Source organism: Methylothermaceae bacteria B42, assembly GCA_001566965.1.
In the GTDB taxonomy this organism is placed as follows: Bacteria; Pseudomonadota; Gammaproteobacteria; order Methylococcales; family Methylothermaceae; genus Methylohalobius.
Window position 1 is genome coordinate 285,537 of the sequence record LSNW01000032.1, and the last position, 15,038, is coordinate 300,574.

Consider the following 15,038-nt stretch of genomic DNA (forward strand, 5'->3'; position numbering starts at 1 on the left):
TCCTGGACTTTACCCTTATTGTAAAGTAAGCCATTCGCTAATGGTGATTTGAATTTTCATCAAATCCCCTTCATTTATCCAAATGATGAAAGTGATTATGGAATAATTGAATCCATGGAGACCACAGCGATTACTGAAACCTATCTCACCCTATTCAGCAATTTGCTTGTCGCCCTGGCGATCGGCTTTTTGATCGGCCTGGAACGGGGGTGGTCCAAGCGGGAACTGGAACCAGGCCGGCGGATCGCTGGTATCCGCACCTTTGGCTTGATCAGTTTGCTTGGAGGGTTGACCATGTTGTTGGGGCGGGAATCCAGTATCTGGGTGATTGCCCTGGCCTTCGGCGGGCTTGGGTTATTGGTGGCCTCGGCGGCTTTTATCGAAGCGCAGCGGACCGGGGAATATGGTATCACCACGGAAGTGGCGGCCTTTATCGCCTTCATACTCGGGGCATTGGCCATGACCCCCCATGCCAAATTAGCCGCGGCGACCGCCGTGATTACCGCAATTATATTGGGAACCAAGCCGCTTTTACACCAATGGGTGCGAAAACTGGCACCGGAAGAAATCTATGCGGTTTTTAAACTGCTCTTGATTTCTGTCGTGATGCTGCCCATCCTCCCCAGGCGTACCTACGATCCGTGGGGAGCTTTCAACCCGTATGAAATCTGGTGGATGGTGGTATTGATTTGCGCTATTTCCTTTGTCGGTTATTTTGCCGTCAAGATAGCGGGGGCGGGACGGGGAATCTTATTGACCGGTATATTGGGCGGGCTGGTGTCTTCCACCGCCGTGACTTTGAGTCTTTCCCGAATGGCAAAAGCCTCCCCCGAAGGGCACCGGATTTTTGCCGCCGGCGTAATCGCCGCTTCCACCACCATGTTTCCCAGGATTCTAATGATAGCCGGTGTGCTTAGGCCGAAATTGAGTGAATTACTACTATGGCCTATTTTGCTGGTTACAGGATTGGGCTACCTGTTTGTGTGGTGGCTGGTTCGCGGCCAGCCCCGTCATATTTCCACACCGACAGTCCATCTGCAAAACCCTTTTGAATTTGGCACGGCGCTTCGTTTCGGCTTGCTATTAGCCGGGATAATCTGGCTGACCCAAATTCTGAAAAATTGGCTGGGAAGCGTGGGAATCTATCTGACCGCCGCCATTTCCGGTATGACGGATGTGGATGCCATTACCCTATCCCTGGCCAGATTGGCGGAGGATCCCGCCATGCTAAAAATCGCCGCATGGGGCATTTTGTTGGCGGCGGTGGTCAATACCATTGTCAAGGCGGGAATGACCGTGTTTATTGCGGGCGGGGCGATGGCCCGTTATGTGACAGTGGTTTTTGTGCTTATGTTAGTCGTTGGAACGATAGGGTTGAGTATGAGTCTCTAATACTTTCGTTATTTTGGGGTCCAAATTTATCTTGAGGACTTGCTGGGCCGGACGGTAGACGGGATTACCAGTGAAGCACTTCGGCTGGACTGGAAGCCTATTGTTGAACAGGAAGCTGACCATGTCTGATGGTTTGGACAGCTTCTTTGAGAAATCACCAACACAATGCCACATCACTGGCGCCTACGCTGCCATCGCCATCAGCGTCCTTTTCGACGCCTTTGACGCCGGTATGATTGTAGGTCAGATAGCCGCATTTATCATTTGCTTGCAGCCCGCCAGCTACCGGTGTTGCCCGGAGGGTAAAACTCTTGGCCGTCAAAGTGGTGGCACTAATGGTGTAGTGGCCTTCCTTTGAGCTGGCGAAGGCGGAGGCTAGCTTGGTGTTATCGGAATTGTCCACCGCAGGGCAATTGCTGTTGTTGTAAGCGTTGTATTCGGTATAACACCGTTCCAGCATTTGCGCTCTTTCCAACAGGGTTGATTTGGCATCTGTCCGCCGGGTTTTGCGCATATGTTCTACATAACTAGGATAGGCGACCGTTGCTAAGATCCCGACTATCGCAACGGCAATCATGAGTTCGATGAGGGTGAAGCCTATCTGTTTAATCTTTGTCTTCATCGTTTTCCTGCTTTTGTGGCGATGGTTGTTCATTGGAATCACTGGTTTGCTCAGATACAGAGTCGCTCTCTTCGCTAGTTGGGAGAGGCGCAATAGTCATGGCGCCAGCGGTAAAACTTGCTAATAGTATTCCTGATAATAGTACTGGTTTTATTGGGTTTTGCATGGAGATCTCCTATAAGTTTAGTTACCGAAAATTTGCCGCCAGGATAACCGGCCGGATTTGACTGATTTGCCTTCCAAAAGCGTGCCAATGGCGCCGGTACTTTGGCTGATAATTTTAACTTCCGATTCTTTGTCTTTGTCCACGACTGTTGGCGTGGTTGGAATACCGCTCAGCTTTTTACCAGTTGGGGGGATTTTTTCATCATTTCCATCATTGTCTTCATCGTAGCTGAATTGGTCATCTTGATTGATTTTTTTGTCATTCGTAATGTCGAAGGGTGGTTTGTCCAGTCGAGCGCCGGTCAGATAATTGACTTCCATAATCCAGCCAGAGCCACCCGCAGCACAGGGATCAGTGGAATCGGGAATAAGGGTAACAAAAACCGACCGTTTTAAGCGGTAAATGGGGTTGTACGCCACCCGTTCCCCTGATGTAGAGAGATCCATATACCAGCCCCGATCATTAGAATAATCCACTGTTTTATTGGTAGTGAGCCGGTAATCAACGCTTAATTTGTTGAAATTACCCGGAATAATTGTTTGCTCTACTAATTTACTTCTACCAGTGACCAAAGAAACACTACCATCGGATTTGTTATCCCAAATGCCGTATAGTGTCTGAGTATCAGTATTGGTAAGATCTGCTTGTTCCAGATATTTACCCGTGCCAAAGCTGACCATCTGCCCGCCATCGGGGTGAAATACTACAAGTGGCGCGGTGGTGATGGGTTGAACTTTGTTGCCGCTATCCTTAGCCGTAAAAAGCTTGCCTTTGGTCCATTTACTTGGGTCGGAATCGGTGAGATCGAATTTCCACAGATTGCCTTCAAGATCGCCGGCATAGGCCAGATCAATATCGCCGTCTCCGTCGGTATCGATAGGCGTTGGCGTGGCGAGACCGTTGGGTGTGGCAGTAGAACCTACGCCTGTGTCGATTTTGATGTAATCGCCACTATCCGTCCAGTCTCCATCCATGCCACCTTCCAGGAACAGGATAAACAGCGCGGCATGGCCACTGCCTTTGTGGCCATCGTCCTCGCTGTTGTTATAGCCATTTCCCACAATCAACGCCCATTTGCCGTTGTTCATCTTGGCGAGTTGAGCGGACTGGTGGGTTAGTTGATTCAGCATCGGTTGATTATAAGAATAGCCCAGATCAGGATCGTCCTCGTCAGTGAATTCCCACAATACAATTTCGCTGGCGTTGGACTCAGAGAAATTATTAGGGTTAGTGATATCCAAAGCATAGTAACCCTGGCCGCCGCCATTGAGACCACCGCTCAGGACTGTTTTCCAATCGCCGTTGATTTGAACATCGGCCACCATAGGCGAACCATCCACAAAATAATGGTGTGGAACGGTAGGAGTTACATTGGTTTTGCCATAGTCCTTATGGGTCAGTTTGCTCAAATTTTTGTAAACGGGCCCTGGCACATAGGCGATTTTTTCTTCTCCGTTGCTCGCATCAAAACCGTGAAGCATGCCATCATTAGCGCCCACATAAATGATAGGGGTGCGGCCATTGCCAGAATTGGAGGCGGCAATGTTGGAAACAAAAGAAGCATAGCTACTGTCAGCATAGCCAGCTTGGGGGGCACCGACATAAAATGGTGAAGAATGTACGACATCTCCTAGTTTACTGCTGCGGCTTCTGAAGCCTGAAACATCGTTCCCTCTAAGGAAATCAACCCGGTTGCTTCCTTGGCCATCGCTAGTGCCGAAAGGATCTTTATTGAGAAGATCTGCTTGCGTCGTGTCAGTCTGGCTATTGATATGTGACCAAGTAAAGGGGATACCATCGTGGCTGTCTCGGCTGATTGTGATGATTTTCCGACTTGCAGGGGATTGGGTGTCGATGACATCTCCGGCATCCCAGTTGGGGGAGCCAGAAATAAAACCGGTGCTGTCGATATCGAGTGACAATAACTGACCGCTCCAGTCTCCGCTGTTGAAGCGGGCCTGATAAACTTTACTATTGGATATCAATGAAGTAGAGTTGGTTGCTGCCGAAGCCGCCGAACCTGCCTTATCCAGGATATTCGTGAAAATTGCATCGAAGGCATTTTGCAGACTGGTGGGATCGTCAGCAAGAAAAGCAGTATTGGTTCCACCCGCGCTCGCAATTTGATCCAAGGTGGTGGGATCGGTGCCATAGGGTAGGGCAAAGCCTACCACATAGGTTTCCACTCCCGCATTATGCAGTGCGTCGGCGGCATTGGCCGCCGCAGTGATGGCCGCTGCAGGATCACTGATGGGGTTGCCATTTTTGTCGGTGGAGGGAAGCCCATCGGTAAGCAGCGCCACAAAATCCTTGCCACAGGAATTGGGCGGGGCAGGCTGGGGGCCGCCTTCGTCCACTTGCGTCAAATTGCCTTCGAAATAATCCTTGGCGGTCAGCAGCGTACCTTCAATCGGAGTCAGGCCTGCGTTTTGCAGAGGATAATCGGGATCAGTGGGTTTATTGTCAGTAAATTGCGATGGTGCCAGCTTTTTATCTAAATTAGATGCTTGGCTGGAATCTAATTCTGCAATTGGAACATGAAGGTAGCCTCGGCCAGGTGAAGAATTGGAAAACCATGTGGGGCTAACCCAGTCCCACGTTAGAAAATGGCCGAAATCCAAAATATTTTGAGCCAGATCGCTGTCGGTTGGAAAAAAATTAGAAGTAAACCAAAGATTGGAAAAACCCGAGGCAGCCTCGCTAGCACTGTTTCCCCAAGTAGGAATGGTATCGGAATCACCGGTTTTAGTGTGAAAACAACGGTATGTGTCCCAAGGGCCTCCTGGGTAAGTTTCAGTGCCGTTGTCAAAATCTGCGGTAGTCGAATAGCAGTAAGCATGGCCAAAATTGTTACTTGCGTAGAACGGCAAGGCGACATTGTAGTATATGAAATGTCCTGGATCAGAGGCGTTGGGAACACGGTATTTCTTGGTAGTGGAGTCTCTGGCGCCAGTGAAGGAAGGATCGTAATTAGATGGATCAAAACTGGCATCATAAGGAGAATTATGAAGCTGTCGAGCCGTGACTCCAGATTGCTGATAAGCCATCAAACCCAGATTGATTTTACCCATATAGCGATCAATTAAACCATCGGGATCACTCGGATTGTCGGGATTGACTGTGCGGCTAGTATCTTTACTCCTGACTACCTTGCGGGCGATTTCAGATTTGCTATCTTGGCTGGCGCTGCCCACGGCCGAGCCATTGGCGGCTTCATCCATGCTGTTGGAATTGTCCAGAATGACTAAAACATTTGGTTTGGCTGAGGTAGTAGCAAACAAAGGCGCCTTGGAAAGATCCAGTAAAGCAGCCTCAAGCGGACTCGTTAGCCCTGTGAATAACATGCTTTGGATGGCAATATGAATCAACTTATGCTTCATTGGAATAACTCCGGCTTAGGGTTTGTAGACAGCTTGAAGAATTACTTGAGTATCAGGGTTACCGCCGCAGGCGGTTGTGGTGACGCGGTATCTGGTTTGCCACTGCCCGCCAAAGGTTTTAGCTTTGAACCCTTCAATCCAATATTTTGGCTGGCAGCTGACATTGGCAATGGCTGTGGCGTTTGTATTGGTGCCATAAGGCACCCCTTTGTTTTTAGTGGCCGAATTTTTCCATACTTGGTTGAAGCCTGTAGTGGCATCGCAAAGTCCATTTGTACAGGAGGTATTGAAACCAGTAAGGCCGGAAATGTTGGTAAAAATATCCGTTTCCGCATCCCTCAAAGCAACTTCCGCAGCTTGAAACGCTACATTCATGTCACGGAAGTTTCCCGCCATTTTTTCCTGGAGCAGATTGGATTGCATGGCGGTGACGCCAATCATGGTCATGACGGTCAGCATCAACAGGCTGACAATGAGCACGGCGCCGGTTTGTTTGTTCTTAGTCATCATATTGGTACTCTTTTGGCTGTCAGTTACTGCAAGTTAGCTTTTTATGGAGACCGTTTTGGTAGACACGTTTAGTATTTGTGCAATGGCCGCCAAAGCGGACTTCACCCCTGTTCAGTAAATAAATGGGTTTCCATTCCCAGTTGAGTCATTTCTCTTCTATAACTATAGGAAAGGATTAAGGATAAGTGGGGCGGTATCCGACAAATGGACGGATTTTTGGGGTAAGCGGTAGATTTTGAAAAAGAAGGTGATATAAAAAGATGGCGCCAACCTAAAAAGCGTGGTTTAACTCGCGCTTTTTAGTGAAGATCAAAGCTCTTATTTGATTTGCTGAGAATAGTAGCAAACACGCCCGACACAGCCATGCCGAGCGTTGTTTTGCCTCAATTCCCAAAGAGTTGCCGCCATGATAGCCGACCGTATATGCCCGCGGGTTTGCTTTCCAGCAAGGTACCCAAGGCGCCGGTGCTCTGGCTGATGATTTTGACTTCCGTTTCTTTGTCCTTGTCCAGCACGGCGGGGGTAGTAGGGATGCCATCCAGTTTTTTGCCTGTGGGCGGCAAGTTTTCATCCGTGCCGTCGCTATCTTCGTCATAGGCAATTTTGTCGTTATTGTTGATTTTGTTGTCACCATTGACATCGAAAGGCGGTTCATCCAGGCGAGAGCCATTCAGATAATCCAACTCCATAATCCAGCCATAGCCGCCGGCAGCGCAAGGATCGGATGAATCGGGTATCATGGTGACGAAAACTGAACGTTGATCCCGAGCTATCGGGTTATAAGCCACCCGCTCGCCAGAGGTTGGCAAATCCATATACCAGCCACGTTTGTTGGTATAATCCACAGAATTCTTAGTGCTGAGTCGGTAATCAATTCCCGCAACTTTTTTTACTCCAATTACTTTTTGCTCTACTAAAGCATTTCTATTAGTAATGGTGGATACGCCACCGCCAGCTCGGTTGTCCCAGAGCCCATAGAGGGTTTGAGTAGTGCTAGTGGACAAGTCTGACTGTTCCAAGTATTTGCCGGTGCCAAAACTAACCATATAACCGCCTTGAGGATGAGGTACAACAATAGGTGCGGTGGTGATAGGTTGTTTTTTTCCATTACTATCTTTAGCTTGGAACAACTTTTTCTTTTTCCACTTTGTAGGATCAGAATTTTTGAGATTGAATTTCCATAAGTTGCCTCGCAGATCACCTGCATAGGCCAAGTCGATGTCACCGTCACCATCGGTATCAATGGGCATGGGCGTAGCCAGGCCGTTGGGTGTGGAGGTATTGCCGATGCCTGTATCAATTTTGATGTAGTCACCGCTATCCGTCCAGTCACCGTCTATTCCGCCTTCAAGGAATAAAATGAATAGCGCTGCATGACCAGTACTGCTTGCGGTACAAAGAGTTGCAGGATCACTATCGCTACAAGCCCCATTTTCGTCTTCGCTATTGTTATAGCCATTACCCACAATCAACGCCCACTTGCCATTATTCATTTTGGCAATTTGAGCCGATTGGTGGGTGAGGAAATTCAATGGTGGTTGATTGTAGGTATAACCTAAATCGGCGTCATCCTCATCGGTAAATTCCCAAAGCACTAGATCGGCGGCTTTGGATTCTGAGAAATTGGAAGGATTAGAAATATCCAGTGCATAGTAGCCTTGACCGCCGCCATTGAGACCACCTGCCAGAATTGTCTTCCAACTGCTGTTAACTTCAGCATCGGCCACCATGGGCGAGCTATCCACATAATAGCGATGGGGTAGAAGCGTGCGGCCATAAAGTGAATTGGTAAGCGCGCTAAGATTTTTATAAACCGAGCCTGGGACATAAGCGATTTTTTCTTCTCCAGTCGCAGCAGCAAAACCGTGGAGCATACCATCATTGGCACCTACATAGATCATGGGTTCACGGGAAGCTTTTGAAGCGGCAAAAGTCGCATAACTGCTGTCAATATAGCCTGCTTTGGGAGGGCCAACAAAAAACGGCGCCGAGTGTACAATGTCGCCTAATTTACTGCTTCGGGTTCTAAAACCCTTAATCTCACTGCCTCGCAGAAAATCTACCCTGTCGTTGCCAAGGTTGTCTGCAGTACCAAAACCATTCTGATTGAGTAAATCCTTCTGAGTGGTATCGGAAAGACCAGAGATGGCACTCCAAGTGAAGGGAATGCCATCTTTAGAATCACGTCCAAAGGTGATGATTGTCCGGTTTGAAGGCATTTTATCTCCGGCATCCCAATTGGCAGTGCTGCTAATGGTGCCTGATAAGTCAATATCATATGACAATAACTGACCGCTCCAATCACTGCTATCGAATCTGGCCTGAAAGACTTTACTGTTGGTAGTCAATGAAGTTGAGCTGGCAGCCGCCGAAGCGGCTGATGAAATGCTTTTTTTGATAGTCTTAAAGGCTTTATTCAAAGCGATGACCATTTTTTCAGGTTGTGTGACGAAGACGAAGTTATCCGGGACACCATCATAATCGGCATCCCATTCCTCTTGAAGGTTGGGTTCATTATTGTTATCAATATCCACAAAGCCGCCATACTTTCCAGCTAACCACAGCATATTTTTGTTGCCATCAAGAGGATTGGAATTGTATTCCTGTGTATCAAGAAAAAACGAAGTGATGGTTTGCTTATCGTCAAAATCGCTGCGTATATCGTGGGTGTTGGCGTAATAGGCTAATCCTGCAATGTAATAAGAATTTTGTTTCCCTGGATAAGGGCAGGTTCCCATCACTTCCCCTAAAGCGGAAACGAACTTGCTGGAGCAAGTATTATCAAAATTGGAGAAACCGCCACCTACCGAATCATTGGTACCTGAAAGAGTTCCACTGGTCCAGGTGCCGGAATTACTCCACGTGACCCCGTTTAATCCTTCAAGTTGACCGACTGTGTTAGTTAGGCTGCATACGTTAATTTGACTGCTAGAATCAGGGTCAATAAAAGAACTGGCATTAGTGGGCTCTCCATAATCACCATCATCAACAGTTTTACCGTTAACCGTTGAATTGTTGAAACATGTACCTGGAAGTTTTTTATCCCGCCACGGATTCGCATCATTAATGCCGATTATGAAATTCTTTTGGCATTTATACTGAATAGGATCGGACCAATTAGTTAAAACCTGAAAGCCCCCTTTTTGAGCATCAGATAGCCCATTGGCATATTCTGGGGTCCTACCCAGATTCATGAAGTAGCGTATACTCTCATAATACAGTTCACTAGCAGGGTCATAGGATTTGTAGCCATGTTCACTGAACTTGTTGATGTAATTAATAACGCCACTATTCAGTCCACCTCCGGCGCCATCGGGATTATTGATTAAAAGGCCGTCCTCATCTATTTCCATTTTGGGGTTCGTTGTCGTTCCACCACTGCCATCTGGCATTTTGGGGCCCACAAATTTCATATTGGAACGAAGCACCCCACCATCCCTTGATTTTGAATTATCAAGTGAATAACTTGTAACAGCAAAACGCATGAAATCAGCGTTTCTTTGAATCAAACCTTCAGGTTTCCAATATGTGGAACCACCATCGCTATATTGAGTGCAGTTATCTTCGGGCATGGTGGGATCACAGACTTTAACCCGGACTTCATAGATACCATTTTGGCTACCACCGTCGGTAGTACCGATTTTTAGTTTGAAAGCCTCATTTGTGATGAAAATCTCACTGTCAGAAAATGGAGTGACAGTACTGGGGTCTACATTCAAAGACGCTCTGAGTTTCTTTTTGGGATACCAGTTATCATTGGAGTGTCTTCTAGCCCTTTTGATAATTGTCAACGATTTAGTATCTACAACCCGGTTCCCCCCGGTCATTGTCCAGATAAACTCATCAATGGCAGTCATAGTTGCCCAATTGAGGAAATTACCGCTCCACTGGCCGCTGCACTCGTGTAGGGCGTTTGTTGCTCCTACTGGCTCAAAATAATCACTGCTGCTATTGTATGAATAGCATTTTTTAGGATCAAAATAGCCAAGATACTCATGATTATTAAAGTAACAAACACCAAATCCGCCAACTCTTCCTGAGCATCCGGGAGGGTTTCCCGGTTGATCAGCGTATGCGGCACCACCCATGGGGGTTTCCACTGACATATTGAAAAGAATATTAGGGGAGACGGGTAGCGTTAAGTATAAAGGGCTTTGTGATAAATCTATTAAAGCAGCATGGGATGAGCTACCGACGCCTGCCAGGATTAAACTTTGCAAGATGAAAGGTAAAGGCTTTAGTTTCATGAAAGACGATATCCTAATTTAGGGACTGAAAACAGATTGAACCGTGACTCGAGTATCAGCATTACCACCACATCCAGTGGATGTGATTCTGTAGCGGACTTTCCAAGAAGGACTGCCTGCTGGCCAGCTTTTGAACCCTTCTATCCAATATCTTGGTTGGCAACTGACATTGGCAATGGCTATAGCACCGGTGTTGGAGCCATAAGTCACGCCGTTGTCTTCGGTATCTCCGCTGCCAGTGTCCTTCCATACACTATTGAATCCGGAAGTGGCGTCACAAAGTCCATTTGAGCAAGATGAGTTAAAGCCGGTTAAGCCAGTTACCCGAATGCTAACATCAGCTTCACCATCCCTTAGACCCGCTTCCGCCGCTTGAAAGGCAAGGTTGGTATCGCGGAAATTCCCCGCCATTTTTTCCTGGAGCAGGTTGGATTGCATGGCGGTGACGCCAATCATGGTCATGATGGTTAACATCAACAGGCTGACAATGAGCGCAGCGCCGGTTTGTTTTTTAGGTGTCATCATTTCGTTTTATGGCAAGCGGTTACGAATGCCGAAGGTGGCGGTATAGACTTTTCGCAAACGGCGGTCACTGGGTGTGATAGTGGCGCCGTTAAAGGTATAGGATTGAGGGGCGTTGGTAATGTTGTCTTCGGTGGATTGGAGTAGCAAACTCACCCGCACGCTGGTGACTTGACTCCAGTCGCTTACATTATTGGCAGGCACAAATTGATTTGCAGAATCATCGTTATCTGTATCTATACCGTATAGAACTTGCATGTTTTCGACGCCTTCAATTAGTTCTTCAGCGGGACTTGAGTCATTTTTGCGATATAGGGCCGGATTGCCGGCGGGATTGTTTCTAATATAAAATGTGCGAGTGCTAATTTTGGTAAGGGAACCGTTACCGGCATAGCAGGCTCCCAAGTCCTTTGTGGAATTCCCTGGGTTCGAACCTCCGGTGTTATGTACAACGGTTGCAGAGCTGGTGTTAACATTAGTGATTTGAAAAATAGAAGCTCTAGAGCAATTTCCAGCAATCACAATGTCACCAGCTGACAACCCCGAGGTATTTGCAACTTTTAAATTGGCCGTATGGCTAGCGGCATTGGTGCAGTCTCCGGTATTGCTGGGTTGCCCTGTAATCGGTGTTTCGTTTCCAAAAACTCCACGGATAGTTAGAATGTCTCGGCCAGGTAGAGGGCTTGTAATGCTGTTATCCGGCGTTGTATCCCAGGCTGATGAACTGGTAGCTTCCAAACCTTCTACAGCAGTATTGAAATCGTAAAGAAAGGATGTCGTATCGTTAAGAGTGTTGACGATAGTTCGGTCACGAGTTGCACATCCTAAATATCCCGCCATGCGCAAATCTCTGGATAGAAGTTCCATCATAAACCGGGCATTTTCCTGAAGCCTGGAAGAAGCCTCGGCGACCCGGTAGGTTTGCTTGTTGGCGACAAAGATTTGGATGACACCGGCGGTGAGAATCAGCCCAGCCACCAGCGAGACCATGATTTCCACCAGGGAGATGCCGCGTTGTCTTTTCATGGGAGCGATCCTAATTTATGGTTGAAAGGTGGTGCTGAAGCGTTTTATGATCGGGTCTCCGTCGTCATCGAATTCATCCACCCACCAGATTTTTACGGTATAAAGGTTGCCGCCATCGCAATCGATTTCATCGTCATCGGTAATGTCAATGGCGCCATCATTGTCATCGTCGCCGCCATCGTCAGGCGTACTGTCCTTGCAGACGATACCAGTACCCTGGGGGAGCTCCCGGGCCAGGGTATCCAGCCATTCTTGGGCATCGTGCTGGGCCAATTCCTGGGCAGTGCAATTATTGGGGGTATTGCCATCCCAGACGCAGCCCTTGTCCGTGGCAGTGGGTTTGTCATAAAAACCGCCATCAACCCCGGCTTTGTTGGCCCGGATTCGGTCGGCCATGTCGTAGGCGAGCAAAGTGGCCTGGGTGCGCAGATTGGCGCTGTGGTTGCTTTTCAGTCCCGTGGTTTGCAGTCCCGCCAGTCCCAGCAGACCGATGCCCAGGACCAGGACTGAGACTAAAATTTCGACTAAAGTGAATCCACTTTGATAGCGTGTGAAAAAAGATATTTTATTCATATCGTTACGGGGAACAGCTAGTGATATCGTTGCCATCGTTATCTTCCGGAATTTGGTTTTTATCTGCATCAGAAGCAATTCGTACTCTGCCAGTTTTATTAATAAAAATGGCACGAGAGTTTTTGATTTGATTTTCATGGCAAATGACAAACCGGCCATTATTGTTACTTTGGCCACTAGCCTTATAAGTCAGGAAATTGGTAAAGTTGTTTGACCTCAACGAATAACTGTCTCTTAATCCTGGCAGGACTCTTAATATTTCTTCTCCTGAATCTACTTGTGCAGGGCTGTCTTTGTCTTCATTGACGAATACAATCCAGCCATCCTCCCATTGGGTTCCGCTACCGGTGCAGGAAGTTCCTGTATTACTTTTACATATTGAAATAGCCTTTCCGCGTTTAATTGCTTCGCTACGAGCAAGATTGAGAGAGCCTACCAGCATGTTAGTGGCGGTGGTCAACCGGTTATTTATGGTCATCTCCTTAAAACTCGGCACGCCCACGGTCAGCACAATCGCCGCCATGGCCACGGTGACTACTAATTCAATTAAGGTGAAACCTGTCATTTGATTTTTCATTCCAAGCCATTTTGATGTTTTGCTTGATAATAACTATAGGCAAGGATTGAAATTTGGTGGGGAGGCTTCCGACCAGCGGCGGGTTTTTGGGGATGAATGGCAAGTCAGTACGGGATTAGCCTTGTGTTTCATAATGGTTTTCGTTCCTCCATCATTAACAATAATTCCTTTTTGTTTCAGGCTTGTTTTCTACTGAACAGGGCTGTTATAAGGTGCTATAATCAGCACCTGATTGATGTTGAATTAAAGTGAACAATGGGAATCAAGTTTTCCGAGGACGTGGTGCCACTGACGGATTTGAAGATCAACCCGGGTAAAGTGGTCCGGCATGCTGCCGAGGCACACCGGCCGGTACTCCTGACCAGTCGTGGGCGTGGAGTGGCCGTGGTGCAATCGGTTGCGGATTATGAAGCTTCCGAGGAGGAGCGAGAGTTCATGCGGGCGGTGGTGGCCGGTCTTGCTGATCTCGATGCCGGGCGGGAGTTGTCCCTGGAAGAGGCAAAGAACCGGCTTGGGCTGTCAACTTCGGAGTGATGCCGTTGGGCAAAGTTACTGTACGCTTTGCGGAATCGGCGGTTGCCGATCTTGGGAAGATACGCTTTTGGTATGCGGAACAGGGCGTTCCCAATGTCGGGGAGAGGCTTATCACCGGGATATTCCAACGAATTGAAGCATTAGAAAAGCATCCTGAGCAGGGTAGAATCGTGCCTGAGTTTGATCAGCCTTTTTTAAGGGAGTTGATTCAGCCGCCTTTTCGTATCGTTTATCGGCATGATCCGGGCAAGGTTCGCATTGTGCGCGTCTCGCGCAGTGAGCGGTTGCTACGATTGCCGAAGACGCCTTGACCCCCTGTCAAGTCTTGCAAAGATCCAGCTGGTGAAATAGCCAAGTTAACTGCGTGGAATTAATAGGCAAATACAAAAAAGTCACACCAGAGAAAGGTTGTATTTCCGTTCCAGCGCTTGTCTTATAATAGGATGTTCTTATATCAGAGGAATTGAAAGATGAGCCTGCCCAGACGTGATGATGCCCATCATACTTACGGGGAATATTACCAATGGACCGATGATACCCGTTATGAGCTCATAGATGGCGTGGCCTATGCCATGGCCCCGGCTCCTACGCGGATTCATCAGGAGGTATTATTGGAACTGGCCCGCCAGGTGGCCAACGCTTTGCTTGATCATTCCTGCAAGGCATTTATTGTTCCCTTCGATGTGCGCTTGCCGAAGGCGGACGAAGCCGACGAGATGGTGGATACCGTGATGCAGCCCGATCTTTCGGTGGTTTGCGATCCCGGCAAACTCGATGAACGCGGCTGCCGGGGCGCGCCGGACTGGATTGTCGAGGTACTGTCACCGGCCACCGCTGGTCACGATCATATTCGCAAACGCGCCGTTTACGAGCGGGCCGGTGTGCGCGAGTATTGGCTCGTGCATCCGGTCGACCGGATTGTGGCAGTGTATCGCCTGCGGGACGGACACTATGGCGCGCCCGAGGTTCGCGAACTGGAAGGTCAGCAGGCGGTGGATGTGTTACCGCAGGTGGAAATCGATTGGAACCGCTTTACAGATTTGTTTGAGAGTTGAAAACGATGATCAGCAGCAATGTTTTAGGTCATCATTTACGCTGGAGTTGCCATTAGCATCAATGGGTAGGGAAGGGGCCAAGCCGCTTTTGTTGCCATCAAGGGGAATGGAATTGTATTCCTGACTATCGAGAAGAAATGAAGTGGACGAAGGTTGATACGAGAAGAGGAAGCTCCCCTACAAATAGGCAAAATTTTTGGAAGAGTTACTAGACAAGCTGGGTTCTCGGTTTTATAATGGGCAACTCTTTTGGGGGCCATAGCTCAGCTGGGAGAGCGCTACAATGGCATTGTAGAGGTCGCCGGTTCGATCCCGGCTGGCTCCACCAAGGGAAACCTAGTCCCCATCGTCTAGTCGGCCTAGGACACAGCCCTTTCAAGGCTGCGACACGGGTTCGAATCCCGTTGGGGACGCCATGTTCAAAAGGCCCGCTA

General features: G+C 48.2%; 12 protein-coding genes, 2 tRNA genes and 2 pseudogenes. 7 read left to right on the forward strand and 9 right to left on the reverse strand.

All coding sequences use genetic code 11. From position 1 onward, the window contains the following. Window positions 1-114: 114 nt before the first annotated feature. The gene (locus AXA67_12585) at window positions 115-1,392 is read left to right on the forward strand and encodes a hypothetical protein (protein KXJ40186.1); all 1,278 of its coding nucleotides are present in this window, start codon (window positions 115-117) and stop codon (window positions 1,390-1,392) included. A gap of 217 nt (window positions 1,393-1,609) precedes the next feature. Here the strand turns inward: AXA67_12585 and AXA67_12590 are convergent. The 5 genes and pseudogenes from AXA67_12590 to AXA67_12610 all read right to left on the reverse strand — a co-directional run bounded on the left by AXA67_12590 (window position 1,610) and on the right by AXA67_12610 (window position 9,927). Continuing rightward, window positions 1,610-2,014 (reverse strand): annotated as a pseudogene (locus AXA67_12590) (hypothetical protein). Beyond that, window positions 1,998-2,180: a hypothetical protein gene (locus AXA67_12595; protein ID KXJ39883.1), complete on the reverse strand. Its 183-nt coding sequence runs from the start codon at window positions 2,178-2,180 to the stop codon at window positions 1,998-2,000. Before AXA67_12595 ends, AXA67_12590 begins: the two are co-directional and overlap by 17 nt. Window positions 2,181-2,197: 17 nt before the next feature. Next, entirely contained in the window at window positions 2,198-5,560 is a 3,363-nt protein-coding gene (locus AXA67_12600) for a hypothetical protein (protein KXJ39884.1), read from the reverse strand. 15 nt (window positions 5,561-5,575) lie between these two features. Continuing rightward, window positions 5,576-6,070: a hypothetical protein gene (locus tag AXA67_12605; GenBank protein ID KXJ39885.1), complete on the reverse strand. Its 495-nt coding sequence runs from the start codon at window positions 6,068-6,070 to the stop codon at window positions 5,576-5,578. Window positions 6,071-6,453: 383 nt separating this feature from the next. Beyond that, window positions 6,454-9,927 (reverse strand): hypothetical protein, encoded by a 3,474-nt coding sequence (locus AXA67_12610; protein KXJ39886.1) that lies wholly within the window; start codon window positions 9,925-9,927, stop codon window positions 6,454-6,456. Between the two features lie 229 nt (window positions 9,928-10,156). On the opposite strand from AXA67_12610, the gene AXA67_12615 reads away from it, so the two are divergent. Then, window positions 10,157-10,339 carry a hypothetical protein gene (locus AXA67_12615; protein KXJ39887.1) on the forward strand — a complete coding sequence of 61 codons (183 nt, stop codon included), beginning with the start codon at window positions 10,157-10,159 and terminating at the stop codon, window positions 10,337-10,339. On the opposite strand, the gene AXA67_12620 is transcribed toward AXA67_12615, so the two are convergent. The 4 genes and pseudogenes from AXA67_12620 to AXA67_12635 form a co-directional block, all read right to left on the reverse strand. Beyond that, entirely contained in the window at window positions 10,336-10,842 is a 507-nt protein-coding gene (locus tag AXA67_12620) for a hypothetical protein (GenBank protein KXJ39888.1), read from the reverse strand. The two genes, AXA67_12615 and AXA67_12620, sit on opposite strands and share 4 nt — an antisense overlap. 6 nt (window positions 10,843-10,848) lie before the next feature. After that, window positions 10,849-11,865, reverse strand: a complete 1,017-nt coding sequence (locus AXA67_12625; protein ID KXJ39889.1) for a hypothetical protein — start codon at window positions 11,863-11,865, stop codon at window positions 10,849-10,851. A gap of 369 nt (window positions 11,866-12,234) precedes the next feature. Continuing rightward, window positions 12,235-12,438 (reverse strand): annotated as a pseudogene (locus tag AXA67_12630) (hypothetical protein). A gap of 4 nt (window positions 12,439-12,442) precedes the next feature. After that, window positions 12,443-13,015 carry a hypothetical protein gene (locus tag AXA67_12635; GenBank protein KXJ39890.1) on the reverse strand — a complete coding sequence of 191 codons (573 nt, stop codon included), beginning with the start codon at window positions 13,013-13,015 and terminating at the stop codon, window positions 12,443-12,445. 255 nt (window positions 13,016-13,270) lie between these two features. Here AXA67_12635 and AXA67_12640 point away from each other — a divergent pair, with 255 nt between their 5' ends. From AXA67_12640 to AXA67_12660, 5 genes are all read left to right on the forward strand, one after another. After that, window positions 13,271-13,549, forward strand: coding sequence for an antitoxin (locus tag AXA67_12640; GenBank protein ID KXJ39891.1), 279 nt, complete (start codon window positions 13,271-13,273; stop codon window positions 13,547-13,549). After that, window positions 13,549-13,860 (forward strand): addiction module toxin RelE, encoded by a 312-nt coding sequence (locus AXA67_12645; GenBank protein KXJ39892.1) that lies wholly within the window; start codon window positions 13,549-13,551, stop codon window positions 13,858-13,860. The genes AXA67_12640 and AXA67_12645 overlap by 1 nt, the downstream gene beginning before the upstream one ends. 159 nt (window positions 13,861-14,019) lie before the next feature. After that, window positions 14,020-14,604 (forward strand): hypothetical protein, encoded by a 585-nt coding sequence (locus AXA67_12650; GenBank protein KXJ39893.1) that lies wholly within the window; start codon window positions 14,020-14,022, stop codon window positions 14,602-14,604. A 252-nt stretch (window positions 14,605-14,856) separates the two neighbouring features. Next, a tRNA-Ala gene (locus AXA67_12655) sits at window positions 14,857-14,932 on the forward strand. Between the two features lie 11 nt (window positions 14,933-14,943). Then, window positions 14,944-15,020, forward strand: a tRNA-Glu gene (locus AXA67_12660). Window positions 15,021-15,038: the final 18 nt, after the last annotated feature.